The sequence below is a fragment of the Nodosilinea sp. LEGE 07298 genome (assembly GCF_015207265.1).
GTDB lineage: Bacteria > Cyanobacteriota > Cyanobacteriia > Phormidesmidales > Phormidesmidaceae > Nodosilinea.
This window is the reverse complement of record NZ_JADEXE010000042.1, coordinates 18651-32532: the sequence shown is the minus strand read 5'-3', so window position 1 is coordinate 32532 and position 13882 is coordinate 18651. Positions and strand designations below refer to the sequence as shown.

At 50.8% G+C, this 13882-nt stretch carries 13 protein-coding genes; 9 read left to right on the top strand and 4 right to left on the bottom strand.

What is annotated here, in order from left to right:
• Window positions 1-81 precede the first annotated feature (81 nt).
• From nadB to IQ273_RS08370, 3 genes are all read right to left on the bottom strand, one after another.
• The gene (nadB, locus tag IQ273_RS08380) at window positions 82-1779 is read right to left on the bottom strand and encodes an L-aspartate oxidase (protein WP_228052566.1); all 1698 of its coding nucleotides are present in this window, start codon (window positions 1777-1779) and stop codon (window positions 82-84) included.
• A 278-nt stretch (window positions 1780-2057) separates the two neighbouring features.
• Window positions 2058-2489 carry a photosystem II complex extrinsic protein PsbU gene (gene psbU, locus IQ273_RS08375; protein WP_194022717.1) on the bottom strand — a complete coding sequence of 144 codons (432 nt, stop codon included), beginning with the start codon at window positions 2487-2489 and terminating at the stop codon, window positions 2058-2060.
• A gap of 131 nt (window positions 2490-2620) precedes the next feature.
• Window positions 2621-3079: a hypothetical protein gene (locus IQ273_RS08370; RefSeq protein ID WP_194022716.1), complete on the bottom strand. Its 459-nt coding sequence runs from the start codon at window positions 3077-3079 to the stop codon at window positions 2621-2623.
• Window positions 3080-3277: 198 nt separating this feature from the next.
• Between IQ273_RS08370 and folD the strand changes: the two genes are divergently transcribed.
• The 3 genes from folD to IQ273_RS08355 all read left to right on the top strand — a co-directional run bounded on the left by folD (window position 3278) and on the right by IQ273_RS08355 (window position 5651).
• Window positions 3278-4138, top strand: coding sequence for a bifunctional methylenetetrahydrofolate dehydrogenase/methenyltetrahydrofolate cyclohydrolase FolD (folD, locus tag IQ273_RS08365; RefSeq protein WP_194022715.1), 861 nt, complete (start codon window positions 3278-3280; stop codon window positions 4136-4138).
• A 95-nt stretch (window positions 4139-4233) separates the two neighbouring features.
• Complete coding sequence (gene crtE, locus IQ273_RS08360) at window positions 4234-5163, top strand: geranylgeranyl diphosphate synthase CrtE (RefSeq protein ID WP_194022714.1); 930 nt, start codon at window positions 4234-4236, stop codon at window positions 5161-5163.
• Between the two features lie 32 nt (window positions 5164-5195).
• The gene (locus tag IQ273_RS08355; RefSeq protein WP_194022713.1) at window positions 5196-5651 is read left to right on the top strand and encodes a divergent PAP2 family protein; all 456 of its coding nucleotides are present in this window, start codon (window positions 5196-5198) and stop codon (window positions 5649-5651) included.
• Window positions 5652-5952: 301 nt separating this feature from the next.
• Here the strand turns inward: IQ273_RS08355 and IQ273_RS08350 are convergent, their stop codons facing one another.
• On the bottom strand, window positions 5953-6696 hold the full coding sequence (locus tag IQ273_RS08350; RefSeq protein ID WP_194022712.1) for a hypothetical protein: 744 nt from the start codon (window positions 6694-6696) through the stop codon (window positions 5953-5955).
• Between the two features lie 648 nt (window positions 6697-7344).
• Between IQ273_RS08350 and IQ273_RS08345 the strand changes: the two genes are divergently transcribed.
• From IQ273_RS08345 to IQ273_RS08320, 6 genes are all read left to right on the top strand, one after another.
• Window positions 7345-7596, top strand: coding sequence for a hypothetical protein (locus tag IQ273_RS08345; protein ID WP_194022711.1), 252 nt, complete (start codon window positions 7345-7347; stop codon window positions 7594-7596).
• 3 nt (window positions 7597-7599) lie between these two features.
• Complete coding sequence (locus IQ273_RS08340) at window positions 7600-7812, top strand: hypothetical protein (protein WP_194022710.1); 213 nt, start codon at window positions 7600-7602, stop codon at window positions 7810-7812.
• Window positions 7813-8558: 746 nt separating this feature from the next.
• Window positions 8559-9326: a hypothetical protein gene (locus IQ273_RS08335; protein ID WP_194022709.1), complete on the top strand. Its 768-nt coding sequence runs from the start codon at window positions 8559-8561 to the stop codon at window positions 9324-9326.
• Window positions 9327-9422: 96 nt separating this feature from the next.
• Window positions 9423-11183, top strand: coding sequence for a trypsin-like peptidase domain-containing protein (locus IQ273_RS08330; RefSeq protein ID WP_194022708.1), 1761 nt, complete (start codon window positions 9423-9425; stop codon window positions 11181-11183).
• A 164-nt stretch (window positions 11184-11347) separates the two neighbouring features.
• Window positions 11348-12823 (top strand): protein kinase domain-containing protein, encoded by a 1476-nt coding sequence (locus IQ273_RS08325; protein WP_194022707.1) that lies wholly within the window; start codon window positions 11348-11350, stop codon window positions 12821-12823.
• Between the two features lie 296 nt (window positions 12824-13119).
• Entirely contained in the window at window positions 13120-13881 is a 762-nt protein-coding gene (locus IQ273_RS08320; RefSeq protein ID WP_194022706.1) for a GUN4 domain-containing protein, read from the top strand.
• Window position 13882 lies beyond the last annotated feature (1 nt).

The following is a 13882-nucleotide window of genomic DNA, read 5'->3' as shown; positions in this document are numbered from 1 at the left end:
GGGTGGATGGGTGGATGGGTGGATGAGGGGCAACTTTAGACGCCTGAGGCCCAAAATCGCTAATCCAAAACTGCGGTAGGGCTAGGCCTGAATGGCGGGAGATTTTTGCCAGCGATCGCCCTCCACTACCGTATGTACCTGCCATTCAGGGCTGCTATGGGGATAGTCTTGGCGAAATTGGCCGCCCCGGCTTTCGGTGCGAAAGGCGGCACTGTTGAGAATTAGCCAGGCAATGTCGTGCAGGTTGCACAGTTCGCCCCAGGCCCTCACTAGCGGCCAGCTCAGGTCTTTAGGTAGGGAGTAGGTTTCACCAGCTGGAAGGGCATGTAGCGCTTGTAGAGGGTGCTGTTGCCACTCGGTGCGCCACTGGCTGAGGGTAGCGATCGCGGCCTCAAGCCCTTCCTGGCTGCGGCTAATGGCGGCGGCATCCCACATCAGCAGGGTCAGTCGCTCCCGCTGCTCTTGCACAGCGGCCCAAACGTCATCGGCGTGCTCCCAGCCCTGGGCGGAGGCCTCTAGCGAGGGCACAATCGATGCCTCCGGTGGTTCAACCGTGGGCATATCTGGGGCGGCTGGCTCTTGCTGTAGCGGCAGGTGGGCCAGTTCAGCGCCGTAAACCAGGCACTCTAGCAGCGAATTACTGGCCAATCGGTTGGCTCCATGCACCCCCGTGCTGGCATTTTCACCCACGGCGTAGAGGCCCGGAATCGAGGTTTGACTGTGAATATCGGTGGTAATGCCCCCCATCCAGTAGTGGGCGGCGGGGGCCACGGGTATAGGCTGCGTCAGCGGATCCCAGCCCCAATGGCGGCACACCTGCAGAATATTGGGAAAGCGGTACTGCACGCGATCGGGCGGAATGGGGCGCAGATCGAGCCACACCTGGCGATCGCCCGTTTTTTGCAAATGGTGAAAAATGGCTCGGCTAACCACATCGCGCGGGGCCAGTTCGCCATCGGGGTGGTACTCAAAGGCAAAGCGATCGCCCTTACTATCTACCAAATGAGCCCCCTCGCCGCGCACCGCCTCGCTGATTAAAAAGGGCGGTGCCCCCGGCTGGGCCAATGACGTGGGGTGAAACTGCACAAATTCCAAATCGCGCAGCTGCGCCCCGGCTCGCCAGGCCATCGCCACCCCATCGCCTGTGCTGGCGGCAGGGTTTGTGGTTTGGGCATAAACCTGACCGCCACCGCCCGTGGCTAGCACCGTAGCCTGGGCCGACAGCCAGCACAGCCGCTGGTCGTGAACCACCAAAGCGCCCCGACACCGACCCGACTCTAGCCATAGATCGAGGGCAAAGGCCTGCTCAAAGACGGTGATGTTGGGCTGCTGTAGCACCGCCTCCGCTAGTATCGACACGATCGCTCGGCCGGTCGTATCGGCGGCATGGAGCACGCGGCGGCGTGAGTGGGCGGCTTCCAGGGTCATAGCCAGCTGCCCCTTAGTGCGATCGAAGGCCACCCCTAAATCGACCAGGCGCTCAATACAGGCAGACGCATGGCTGGCCAAATGCTCTACCGCGTTTGGATCACACAGCCCGGCTCCGGCTACCAGAGTATCGGCCACGTGCAGCGACACCGCATCGTCAGCCCCGATCGCAGCGGCAATTCCACCCTGAGCCCAATCGCTGGCCGAAATCGACAGGGTGTCTTTGGTCACCAGCCCAATCCGCCACTGGGGAGGAACCGACAGCGCAGCATAGAGTCCAGCGGCCCCTCCCCCAATCACCAACACATCAAAGCGGGTGGTCTGGGCTGAAGCTAAATCAGGCTTGGTCAAGGGCAGCTCCCAACGGTGGTTTGGTGATGATTTGAAGGATATAGCCAGAGTCACCTGGGTTAGGACATCCATAAAGCCTGAGAACGTTCAAACGTTTGAACGTTCTCAGGGAAACAGTCCTCGCCAGACTGGCTACAGCTATATGCAGAATTTTACGAGCCAGGGTCGAGACTTGAATAAAGGGTGAATACTTAAAGGCCCCGGCCAGTCATCGCTGACCTGTAGGGTCAACGTGATCAGCCAGGGCCAAAGGCATGAGCAGAGGGATAACCCGCTGCCTACTTATAAACGCCGTTGTTAAAGCGATCGCCACCTTCTGTAAACGCAGAATCAGGCACAGTAACCGTAAAGTTGTCGAGGTTTGCCTTCAAAATGTTGAGCTGCTGATCGCTCAGCCCAGGCAAATCTAGAACATCGTCTACGCTATCGTAGGGCGCGTTGAGCAGAATTTTACGAGCCAGGGTGGGGTAGAGGCCCGGAAACTTTCTAAAGCCCTGCACGTTGGCGTTATTCAAGTCGAGCTTAGCGCCGTACTCGGTGTTTAATTTAGCGTCGACCGCATTTTGAGGCGAGACTTTTGCCAGCCAGGCCATGGTCTCAATGGGGGCGCTAAAGAGGTCTGCCCCAGAGATGGGCTGCGCCACAGCAGGGCTACTCACCCAACCTAACAGCACTGCCAGCGCGACGAGTAGGCCAACCAGTTGTTTCATTTACCCTAATCCTCTCCTACCAGTTTGAATTGTCTATACACAGCATTTCTAAGAGACTACCATTTTCCATGCGCCTACAGTGGAGAAAGAACGCCATTGGGCGATTACGGAAATTTCCCTAGTCACGAGAGCTATTCCTGAGGCAGACGCTCTAGCTCGGCGGCATAGTACTGGCCAATGTCTTGGCCCTGCAGCAAAATTTGCTCGTACTGAAGGGTGGCCCGAATGGTGAGCGAGGTGCCCACAGCGGGCGGCGCAGCGCTGCTCAACACCCAAATGGCCCCTGATTCATCTACCAGTTCGTACAGTCCCTGGCTCACCAGAGGCAGCTGCCGCTCTACCGTACCCGCCAGATACACGGTAGACCCTTGGCTCTGGCTAGCTTCAGCAATTGGGGTCACCGGGTCGAGACTGGCCAGACCGGGCCAGGTGCTGAGGCGATCGCGCAGCCCGTAGCCCACTGCCTCATCGAGGCTGGCCCCGCAGCTGGTCATGGCCACCAGAGCTAGGCCAACGCTGCCCCCAACCACTCCATAGCGGGTAAAACGGCGGGTAAACCAGCTAGTAAAACGGCGCTTTAAGTGAGTCATCGGACCTTTCGTAGGAGTGAGATTACAGCACTTACCGGCGATCGCTGGCCCCAAAGACTCAACGGGGGCACAACAGAGGAGCAAAATCTGAGACACTGTAAAGCGTCGGAATCCTCGGCTTCGGCCAAACCTGACCTGGGGGTTACCGAATATCCCTCTAGTTGAGATACCCGAGATACAGGTTAGCGCACCCCGGCCATGACTCTACTGCTCGACGGCAAAGCCCTCGCCAACCAAATCCAAACCCAGCTAGCCCAGGAGATTCAGTCCCTTACTGAGCAGGGCTATCGTCCGCCGGGGCTGGCGGTGGTCATGGTGGGCGACAACCCCGCCAGCGCCGCCTACGTACGCAACAAAGAACGGGCCTGCAGCCAGGTCGGTATTGCTTCCTACGGTCAGCACCTGCCCGCCACCGCTACCCAGGCCGAGGTGGCCGCCCTGCTGCTGCAGCTCAATGCCGACCCCAACGTTGACGGCATTCTGGTGCAGCTGCCCCTGCCTGACCATCTCGATGCCGTCGCCCTGCTCAACACCATCGACCCCGATAAAGACGTCGACGGGCTTCACCCCATCAACCTGGGGCGACTGGTGCGGGGCGAACCGGGCCTGCGCAGCTGCACTCCCTACGGGGTCATCCGCCTGCTAGAGGCTGCCAACATCAACCTGGTGGGGGCCAACGCCCTGGTGGTGGGCCGCAGCATTTTGGTGGGCAAGCCCATGGCCCTGATGCTGATCGAGGCCAACGCCACCGTCACCCTGGCCCATTCTCACACCGTCGATTTGCCCGCGCTGATGCGGCAAGCTGATATTCTAGTGGCGGCGGTGGGTCGCCCCGGCATGATTACGGCGATTGATGTCAAACCCGACAGCGTGGTTATTGATGTGGGCATCAATCGGGTTGATCAGCCCGATGGGTCAGCCCGCCTGGTGGGCGATGTCGACTTTGCCTCGGTGCAGCCGGTGGCGGGAGCCATTACCCCGGTGCCGGGTGGCGTTGGCCCCATGACGGTGGCTATGCTGCTCGAAAACACCGTTACCAGCTACCGTAACCGCCTCTAGCCTTTATTAAAAGGCCAGTTAAGCGGACGATTTTGTCTAAGCCCGTTTCAGTTCCAACCCGTTCTCCATCTATTCTCAACCTGCCTGTCGCTGCTATGGTGCCAACCAACTCCCTCGATTCCAGACCGTCACATGCTGGCCAGTTTGACCTGGAGGCCTACCTGGCAGAGCAGCGTCAGCGGGTAGAGGCCGCCCTCGACCACGCTCTGGCCCTGCGCTACCCCGAAACCCTCTATGAAGCCATGCGCTACTCGCTGCTGGCCGGGGGCAAGCGACTACGGCCTATTCTCTGTCTGGCCAGTTGCGAACTGGTCGGTGGCAGCCTTGAGATGGCCATGCCCACCGCCTGTGCCCTGGAAATGATCCACACCATGTCGCTGATCCACGACGATCTGCCCGCCATGGATAACGATGACTACCGTCGGGGCCACCTCACCAACCACAAGGTCTACGGTGAAGATGTGGCGATTTTGGCCGGGGACGGCCTGCTCGCCTACGCCTTTGAGCACGTGGCTACCCAAACGCGGGGGGCTGCCCCAGAGCAGATGCTGCGGGTAATTGCTGGCCTGGGCAAAGCCGTGGGCGGCGAAGGGCTGGTCGGTGGGCAAATTGTCGACTTGGCCAGCGAGGGCAATCCAGACGTAACGCTAGAGACCCTGACCTACATCCACAACCACAAGACGGCGGCGCTGCTCGAAATTTCGGTGACCTCTGGGGCCATGCTGGCTGGAGCTAGCGATGACGATGTCAATCATCTGCGCCAGTACGCCCAGCGCATTGGTCTAGCTTTTCAAATTGTCGATGACATTCTCGACATTACCTCTACTCCCGAAACCCTGGGCAAGTCGGTAGGCAAAGACATTACCGCCCAGAAGGTGACCTACCCCAGCCTCTGGGGCCTAGAAGAATCGCGTCACCAGGCCAACCAGCTGATTGAGGCGGCGAAAGAAAGTCTGGCCGGATTTGGCGACCTGCGCCTGCCGCTGCTGGCGATCGCAGATTACATTGTTGCGCGCACCTACTAAATTAACGACACGCCCTAGGGTTGCCTGAGCCGATGGATAGTATTAGCGATATTCTCAACAACCACGTGCTGATTGTGGCTCTGATTGCCTGCCTGACGGCCCAGGTGCTGAAGGCCTTTATCGAGCTGGTGCGCCACCGTAAGCTCAACCTGCGGGTGATGGTGGGTACAGGGGGCATGCCCAGCGCCCACTCAGCCCTGGTGACGGCGCTGGCCTGCGGCGTGGGCCAAACCCTGGGCTGGTCAAGCCCCCTATTTGCTGCCACCTCAGTATTTTCAATTATTGTTATGTACGACGCGGCGGGGGTGCGCCAGGCGGCGGGCCTGCAGGCTAAGGTGCTCAACCAAATTATTGACGAGCTGTTTCAAGAAAAGCCCGAGCTGCGCGAAGATCGCCTCAAAGAACTGCTGGGTCACACCCCGTTTCAGGTGATTGCTGGGTCTATTTTAGGCGTGATGATTTCCTACCTGGCGGCTCCGGCGTATTAAGCCAATCGCTTAAACCCTCACCCGTAGGGGCAAACGGTTGTTTGCCCTCGGCATCTCTGCTCCAACCAAGGGTCTTGTACCAAATCGAACTTGCCCAAAAAATAGCTGTTCCCTGAGCGAAGTCGAAGGGAACGGCTATTTTTGTTTTTATTGTTGAGGGTGCTGCGCTAGCGGCATAGACAATTGGCATTATACCGAATCCGCCTTAGCTACCCCCGATTGGGCTGGGCAAACACCGTTTGCCCCTACGCAAGCCGCTTGTTTGGAATCGGGGTATGCGATTCGGATCGGGTGTTAGCCCTCACTGGGCCGTGAGCGCTACCGCTGGGGTCAGCATCACCACATCTTGACTATCGACAATGAAGCCAGGAATATTCAGGCTGGTGAGCACCGAAAGGGTAGAGGCTGCGCCATCGACGTCGGGGCTGTGGGCAATCAGCAGGTATGAGCGCTGGCGGTGCACCGCTAGCCCCACGGCCTGGCCCACCTGGCGCTGAATGGCGATCGCCTTCTCGGGCTGGTACTGGTAGTCGACCAGCACTGCAAATCCTGTGCCCAGCGGCTGGGGTGCGTAGGCGGTTTGCCCCGGCTGAGCCGCAGTAGGAGTGCTGCTGTTAGCTGAGGCCCCATTCCCATTGCTGGGGGCAGGGCCTGTAGCTGGGGTGGTGGTGCCATTGGCCGGAGCCTCGGCAGTCTCGCTGGGTGCGGTACCGCTGGCTGGCGGCGCAGGCTGGGCTACGGTGGTGGCCGGTCGGGCGACAAAGGCCTGAAACCCTTCTACCTCGGTCATGTACTGGGCCCAGGCGTTGGCATTTTCGAGGTTGGTAAAGCCGCCCGCCCGCACGACCGTATCGTTGAGGTAGTCGCAGACCAGGACGGTGCTGTTGGAGGGCAGCAGGTCTTGCACGCGATCGCGCTCGGCCTCGGTGTTACTGCGCACCAGCAGCAGGTATTCATTGGCCGAGGGCGGCGGACAGGGCGGAAACTGGGCGTTTGCCGGGTTCCAGAACCCCAGCGCGGGGGCCAGCATCACACCCAGGACCACGGCCCCCGGTCTGAGAACCTGTCTAAAAAGCTGTACTCGCGCTCTATTGCTCCGTGTCAAACCCTGTACCATTGCTTTCGTTACTGCCAAAGTCTGCCAGCGATTCTAGCCTAAACCAGCGATCGCAGCGCAGAGAATTCAGGTCTTGATCATAATTTCATCGGCTGCGTCATCTACAACTAGGGTTCGCCCAATTGTCCATTTTAAGGTGGTGGCCAGTTCTGCCCAGGCTCCGATTTATATCCCCGGTGCCTAGGGACTGGCTCTTCTAGGAACTAAAACCGATGCTCAACCCTCTCCTACCATCACAGGCGTTTCTCCCCGCTCAGGTCATTGGCGGGGTTGGCATCAGACGGTGCAGCAGCTAGAGGCCGTTCAGCAGGCCTGGGATGCCCGATGGGAAGATATCTTTGCCTCCAGCAGTGGGCTGTATCTGAGTATCAATCAGTTTGCTTAAGTCATTCTAATGGGTGCTTTCCTTTTCTTTGCCGTGGGCTGGGTAAAAGGAGCCATTGAACGTGGCATTTTCCTGGCCTTACCAATGTGCTCTGGGTGCTGACCATTGCGGTACTGCTCTTTAACAATGCGCTCTGCTGGGCTCCGCCACCCTCGGCATCCGTAACCTGATCAACGCCCAAACCTAAAACGGTGCTTCAAGTGCAGGTGGGCGAGGTGTCGATGCTCGAAGCCCTCAATGACGCGATTTTGTCCCAGCAGGCCAAGGTTGTGATCCAGCAGGAATATGCCGCCTGCGACGCTCAAACGGGGCAGGCGCAAGTGAATTGCTTTATCCGTGCCGGAGAACGGGTTCAGCAACAACTGGAAGAAGAATACCGTTCCCGACGCTTCTGGATTGCAGAACTGCAACGCCTTTGGGGCCGAGTGCAGCAGATCAGCTAGCAGGTGGAGCAAGTTTATCAGTTTGGCAAGGCTCCCATAGGCGGTAAGCCTCTGGCGGACATTCTGGTCGAAACCGTGTTGCAAACTGGTAGTCAGGCACTGGCGGAGCAGTTTCTCAAGGGCTGGCAATGGGCCTTTGCCAACCTGCTGGAAATGGCGATGCTGCTGACAGGGTCAGTTGATATACAGTCCACGACGCCTTCTTGCAAAAGCTAGCTGAGCTGAGTAGGTAAGACTTTAGACTCGATCTTTCACTACCTATCACTACCTATCACTGCCTATCACTGCCTATCACTGCCTATCACTGCAAACGTTTCATAGAAGCTTACAAAGCTTTCGCTCGTCTGACACACCCTGGCCAATCCACTCTAATTCGTACGGATATTTCTCAAGGTCCGCTCTAGCTTGATCCGGAGTAGATGCTGTCCGCAGAATTGAGTCAAAGACTAAGACCGTCTGATTACAATCATCTTTTGCACCCTAACACTTGCTTACCAATGCATAGGGAAAGACAAACAGGCCTTCCCACGAACAAAACTTATATCTTGATACGAACAAGAATTAGTGCTTGAGGTTCTCAGCCGAATTTGGCATACTTAGACCAATCTGGGGAAATAATATCAGCCCAGGCATCTTTGTATTGTTTTATACAAATTTGTCGGTAGCAATGGAGCTTATAGTCCATGTTGAGGTAAGTTCAGCATCTTCGCTCAGGATTTTTGAACAAAAACCCATCTGTATCTGGAATTTAGCATCACGAATTGAATTTAATATTACTAGCGCTCTGTCAGCATTAAGAGTTAGGGCTAGCGGTCCTCGAAACTCTTGTTTAGCAAGTCTTTCCAAAGAAAGCAGCCCTAAGCTTTAGTCTTGACGCTGCACTAGTCCTTGTTCTATACAAAGTGTAGTTTTTGTATCTGAGCTAACTTGACTTGAAAATGTAGTTTTAACAAGTGCTAGTTATGTGGACAGGGCGACAAGAGAGGCGTATCAGAGAGCAAATCCGCATCCAGGAGAGTCTCTACAGTGATCTTCTGGAGGATTATAGGAGTCTATCCCGGCAACTTGGCAATGTTACCAACGCTGTAGAAAAAAATAAGTTAGGTCGTCAGCTCAAAGCTCTGCAAAAAGATATAGAAGATACTGAACTAGAAACTTTAAAGCTTGAAAATACATTGCGAGAGTTACTTTTTCCTGAAGAAACGCCAAGAGGTAATAGTTCAACTATTGGTGAAGAGAGATTGGTGAGATCACAAGCCTCTTTTAATTTTTTCTCTACCCTACATACTTTTTTGGCAAGGTTATTTGAAAGCCCTTTTTCATTGATAATTACCCTAATCCTCATTTTAGCCTGGCTTTTGCTCGCTCGTTTGAATCAGCCTGTTTCAATTTTAGATAAGCGAGAAGATGTATTAAATTGGAGTTTCCAGCATGGCTTTTATGGTGGTACTCTCAGTGGATTTTTTCTATATTTTGCTTATCATTCAAAAGGCTTTTACAAGAGCTTATCTTTTGCAGCCAACTCTGCTGTCTTTCTTACCTACTGCCTACTGTTCGGTTTACTTGGTGGAATTTGCTGGCATCTAAGTGAAATAGTTATTGTACATCGGAATGATGAGTCTGCTTTTGGAGATGGAGCAAACTGGTCTTCAATCATATGTATAGTTGCGAGCCTTACTTGTTTATACTGGCCTGTTAAGAAAGGTAAAAAACCACTCAGAAGAAGGTGATTCTATGATAATTAGATGAAAGAGTTTTCTCATTCTTTAATGTTCCCTGTGTATTTAACTTTCAAGTCAATTTAAAGAAGGAAAATGGATAGCGTCATGTTAAAAACACCGGGCCTACGCCCTTGGAAGTCAAAGCTCTCTTTAACAGCTATATTTTTGCCAATTGCCTCATTTGCTTTTCAGCCTGCTGGTTATGCGCAGACAGACTTGTCTAGAGAAAGGTTGATTCAACTTTCTGAGCCAGCAGTTGTTCGGATACTTGACGGATGTAGAGGAACTTATCAGTTTTTTAATTCAGAACAGGGTGGTCTTCCTCCGTTACAAGAGGAAGTTATATCAGGTGGTTCAGGTTCTGGCTTTGTCATTCACCCGAATGGATACATAGCGACGAATGCCCACGTTGTTAGCAATACGGATAATTCTTTTGAGCAATGCGAGGAAGACTTATTTGAACAATTCGTAGCTCGTCTTGAAGAATATGGGGGTTTTGAGCCTGGTAGTTACTCGGACGATGAGGAATCGAAAGAGTTTATTAGACAGCGTTCAAGATTGGTTGGAGGATTAGAGACTATCAATCGAGTTGTTCTCCCCAATGGTGAAACCTTCCCTTTTAGAATCGAGTCGTTTGGTGATCCTATTGATGACGAAAATACTCAAATACGAGGTAAAGACGTAGCCATTATTAAAATCGAGGTTCAAGATGCACCAACTTTAAAACTATCTGATTCAAGTTTACCCGAACCAGCTTCCGATATCATAGTTTTGGGATATCCATCTGAAGCTGATATAGATATTCTGGATATAGATTCTTCTCTTCAAATGTCTAATATCCCTGGGAATGTTTCCGCGATAAAGAAAACAGCGGATGGAGTTAATGTTATTCAAATCAGTGCATCAGTCTCAACCGGCATTTCGGGCGGTCCAGTTTTGAACACACTTGGAGAAGTTGTCGGAATGATATCCTTCGGGGTACAAGATGTTCGTTCAGGCACCGGCAGTATTCCGAATGCTGTTCCAACCTCGACTATAGAGGAGTTTATTGGAGATGCTGGCGGTATTCAAAATCAACAGGGAGAGGTTGACAGGCTATATCGTCAAGGGCTTGAAGAGTTATGGAATAAAGATTACAAAAGTGCCATAATCACTTTTGAGCAAGTTAAGGGACTGTTTGAATACCATTCTGAAGCTGACGACTTAATCGCAGAAGCAAGAAGGGGAGAATTCATTATTGACAGCAACCCCAGAGAGGTGGCTTCTACACCGTTTAATTTTTCTTCTCTCACTTGGATAGTGACAAGTACTGTATTGGGTTTGGTAGCTGCTGGAATTGGAGTTCTCGTTGGCAAACAATACTTTCGAAATTCTAGGCTTCAAGTGAGCCAAGACGCTACTCGCGTTACTCCACCTCTATCTGATCCCTCAATTGGTAGAGGTTCTCTTGATTCTTCAAACTCTAATAACAAGAACGATTCTGCCCTGACGCCCTGGATTGAGCTTGAATATAACGGCCAAGTTCGAAGATTCTATTTGAAGGAAGGTAATTATAAACTAGGGCGTGACTCCTCATGGGCTGATTTAGAGATTCCCAACGACTGGAATGTTTTTTCTGGAAGACATGCAGTCCTCGAAAAGATTGGCTCAGAATACAGGATTTATGATGGCGATGGGCAAGGGCATTCAAGTAGTAATGGCCTTGTTAACACTGCAGATGGTGAAAAAATTGGCTCTAATACAGGATATCCACTCAAGAACGGTACTCAGCTAAATATTGGTCATTTGCCCAATGATCATGCCATCCTTACTTTCTTTAATCCTGCAAGTGCAAGGCGTACGTACGATCCAACGCGGATGGCATGAAAAGCCATTGCCAGTGAAGACTTTTTCTTTCAATAAATGACTTTTGATACCAGATGTCCTCGAGCCCTTTTTTAACTATTTTTCAAAAGTCTAAACGCCTTGTCTCAAGCCGCACTAGGCTGAGACAAGGCGACTTATTGAGAGGAAGATACAGAGTCATTCAGGTGTTAAGTCAGGAAGGCGGATGGGGAGAAACCTATGTTGCTCGTGATTTAGACAGACCAGGAACTCCGAGGTGTGTCATTAAGTTATTAAAGCCTGCTACTCAAGATCATAAATCACTAGAGATTGCTGAAGACCTATTTCAGAGAGAAGCAGAAACTTTAGAGGATCTTGGAAAACACGATCAAGTTCCTGGGCTCTTAGCTTATTTTAAGCTCAATGGAAATTTCTACCTTGTTCAAGAGTTTATTGATGGTTTTCCTTTAAGTAGTGAATTTGTGCTAGGTCTTCAATGGTCGGAGACTAAAGTCATTAACTTACTGATCGAAGTATTAGAAGTCTTAGCTTTTGTTCATTCAAAAGATGTTATTCACCGTGATATTAAACCGGCCAACCTTATCCGTCGTCGCACTGATGGGAAAATCACATTAATTGACTTTGGTGCAGTTAAAAAAATTAGAGACCCCAATGCTATTACACAAATCCGGGCAGATCCTCTAACTGTCTCAATTGGTACAAGAGGATATATGCCTCTTGAACAGTTTGCTGGTAGACCTCGCTTCAATAGCGACATTTATGCACTTGGCATTGTTTGCATTCAGGCTCTTACTGGAATACCTATTGATGAACTCTCAAGAAACAAAGATGATGAAATTCTTTGGCAAGAGCATGTATCTGTAAGCGGGAATTTGTTGAGTATCATTGACAAAATGGTCAGATCTCATTACAGAGAAAGATATCAAATTGCCGAAGAAGTCTTGTGCGATATTAAAAAAGCACTACCTAGAAAAGTAGAGGCATATCGAGCAGGACTTACTCGTGTTCCAGAGCCAATAAATGTAAGTGATATTTATTGGGAAGATGATCAGCCTGCTTTGAGGAAGAAATCCATATCGTTTCCACTGGTTGCTCTTCTAATTTTCCTTTTACTGTTCTCTTTAGGGGCATTAGCATTAGATTTTGTGCCCCGGTTTCTGACCCTTAGGAATTATGCCAAACTCTCCCAGGCTTTAGAGAGAAAAGACTGGGAAAACGCTGATCGAGCTACTTTCATACTACTTTTGACTGCTGCTGGTCGTAATTCTCGTACTCAAGGACGATTTGCCAATTCTGAGTGGGAAGCATTTCTTAATAATCCTAGGAATTGTTCATTGGTGAGACGAGTTGATGAGCTTTGGAGTCAGTCAAGTAACGGCAAGTTGGGCTTTATTTCTCAAAGAAGGGTTTATGAAGCTTCCGAAAATTTTCGGTCGTTTTATGAACAAATTAATTGGTTGGAAGAAGGTTCAAATAATTGGTTGATATCTTGGGAGTATGATATTGAAGCGAGAGAAGCAAACTACATAAATTTTCCAGATTATGGTAAAGCTGTTTCAATAGAAGGTTACTTGCCTGGATTGATGGAGTGGGAACCATTATCAGAAGATGGTCAGGTTGAAGACTTAAGGTTTGAAATGGTTGAAGATTGCGAACTTTAATTAATAAAGTACTCTCGATTATTGGCTTTATTGTGATCTCATTAACAATAATTTTGATATTATACGAGCATTACGTTTCTTATTTTTATGGCAAGCAAAATGCTGCCTGCAGTCTTTGTGCAACAGGACTTTTGCGCATTTCTCGCATCCAGAAATTGCTGCATAAGCAATGATTATGATAAAGCACTTGATCATAATCTTTAAATACGAGAAGATTGATATAGAATTCATTATTACTTTATGGTAACGGAACTCAAAACTCAATTGATTATCTGATGGTCTTTTAGGGAGTAGCTATGATTTTTCCGTCTTTGAAGATTTGTTGTGCTTCATTTTTGGCCACAGGCATTGTCTTCTCTGTCAATTCTCATGTTTTTGCGAGTGGAGTTTATGCACAACTAAAGTCTGAAATCACTGAAGACTCAGGAAAAGAGGAACCTTCGGAGAATTCAGCTAATGAGAGTGACAATTTAAGTGGCTTGGAGGTTACTGAAGAAGCCGTTCCAAGAGCCAATAATATTGTAGAACCAGAAACAACCGATTCGTTTGATAATGACAATTCTTCTCCTGGGTTAGAAGAGTTGGAGCAGTTTCTCGATGAGAGGCAGTGGGAAATGGCCGATGAAGCAACCTTTAATATCCTTTTGTCTGCTGTCGGAGATAATTCTCTTGCTCAAGGACGTTTTGATTTATCCGAGTGGGAGGTATTTTTGGCTAACCCCGAGAACTGCTCCTTAGTAAGGCAAGTCGATGCACTTTGGATTCAAGCTAGTAAGGGAAGTCTAGGCTTTGCCGCTCAAAGAAGAGTCTTCCAAAATTCTGAAGACTTTCGTTCTTTCTATGAAGAAATCGACTGGTTGGCAGAAGATTCCGACGATTGGCTAGTATCTTGGGATTATGATTCAGTAGAAAGGAAAGCAAGTTATATAAGTCTTCCAAACTATGACGATGCCGCCTCAATAGAAGGTTACTTACCTGGGATGATGGAGTGGGAACCGTCGGAAGATGGCCAGATATTGGATTTAAGATTTCAGATGATTGGCGCTTGTCGCTTGTAAT

Excerpts from the sequence above, each read along its gene's own strand:
- psbU (WP_194022717.1), bottom strand. The coding sequence starts at position 2,489 with ATGAAACAACTGGTTGGCCTACTCGTCGCGCTGGCAGTGCTGTTAGGT.
- IQ273_RS08370 (WP_194022716.1), bottom strand. The coding sequence starts at position 3,079 with ATGACTCACTTAAAGCGCCGTTTTACTAGCTGGTTTACCCGCCGTTTT.
- folD (WP_194022715.1), top strand. The coding sequence starts at position 3,278 with ATGACTCTACTGCTCGACGGCAAAGCCCTCGCCAACCAAATCCAAACC.
- crtE (WP_194022714.1), top strand. The coding sequence starts at position 4,234 with ATGGTGCCAACCAACTCCCTCGATTCCAGACCGTCACATGCTGGCCAG.
- IQ273_RS08355 (WP_194022713.1), top strand. The coding sequence starts at position 5,196 with ATGGATAGTATTAGCGATATTCTCAACAACCACGTGCTGATTGTGGCT.
- IQ273_RS08335 (WP_194022709.1), top strand. The coding sequence starts at position 8,559 with ATGTGGACAGGGCGACAAGAGAGGCGTATCAGAGAGCAAATCCGCATC.
- IQ273_RS08330 (WP_194022708.1), top strand. The coding sequence starts at position 9,423 with ATGTTAAAAACACCGGGCCTACGCCCTTGGAAGTCAAAGCTCTCTTTA.
- IQ273_RS08320 (WP_194022706.1), top strand. The coding sequence starts at position 13,120 with ATGATTTTTCCGTCTTTGAAGATTTGTTGTGCTTCATTTTTGGCCACA.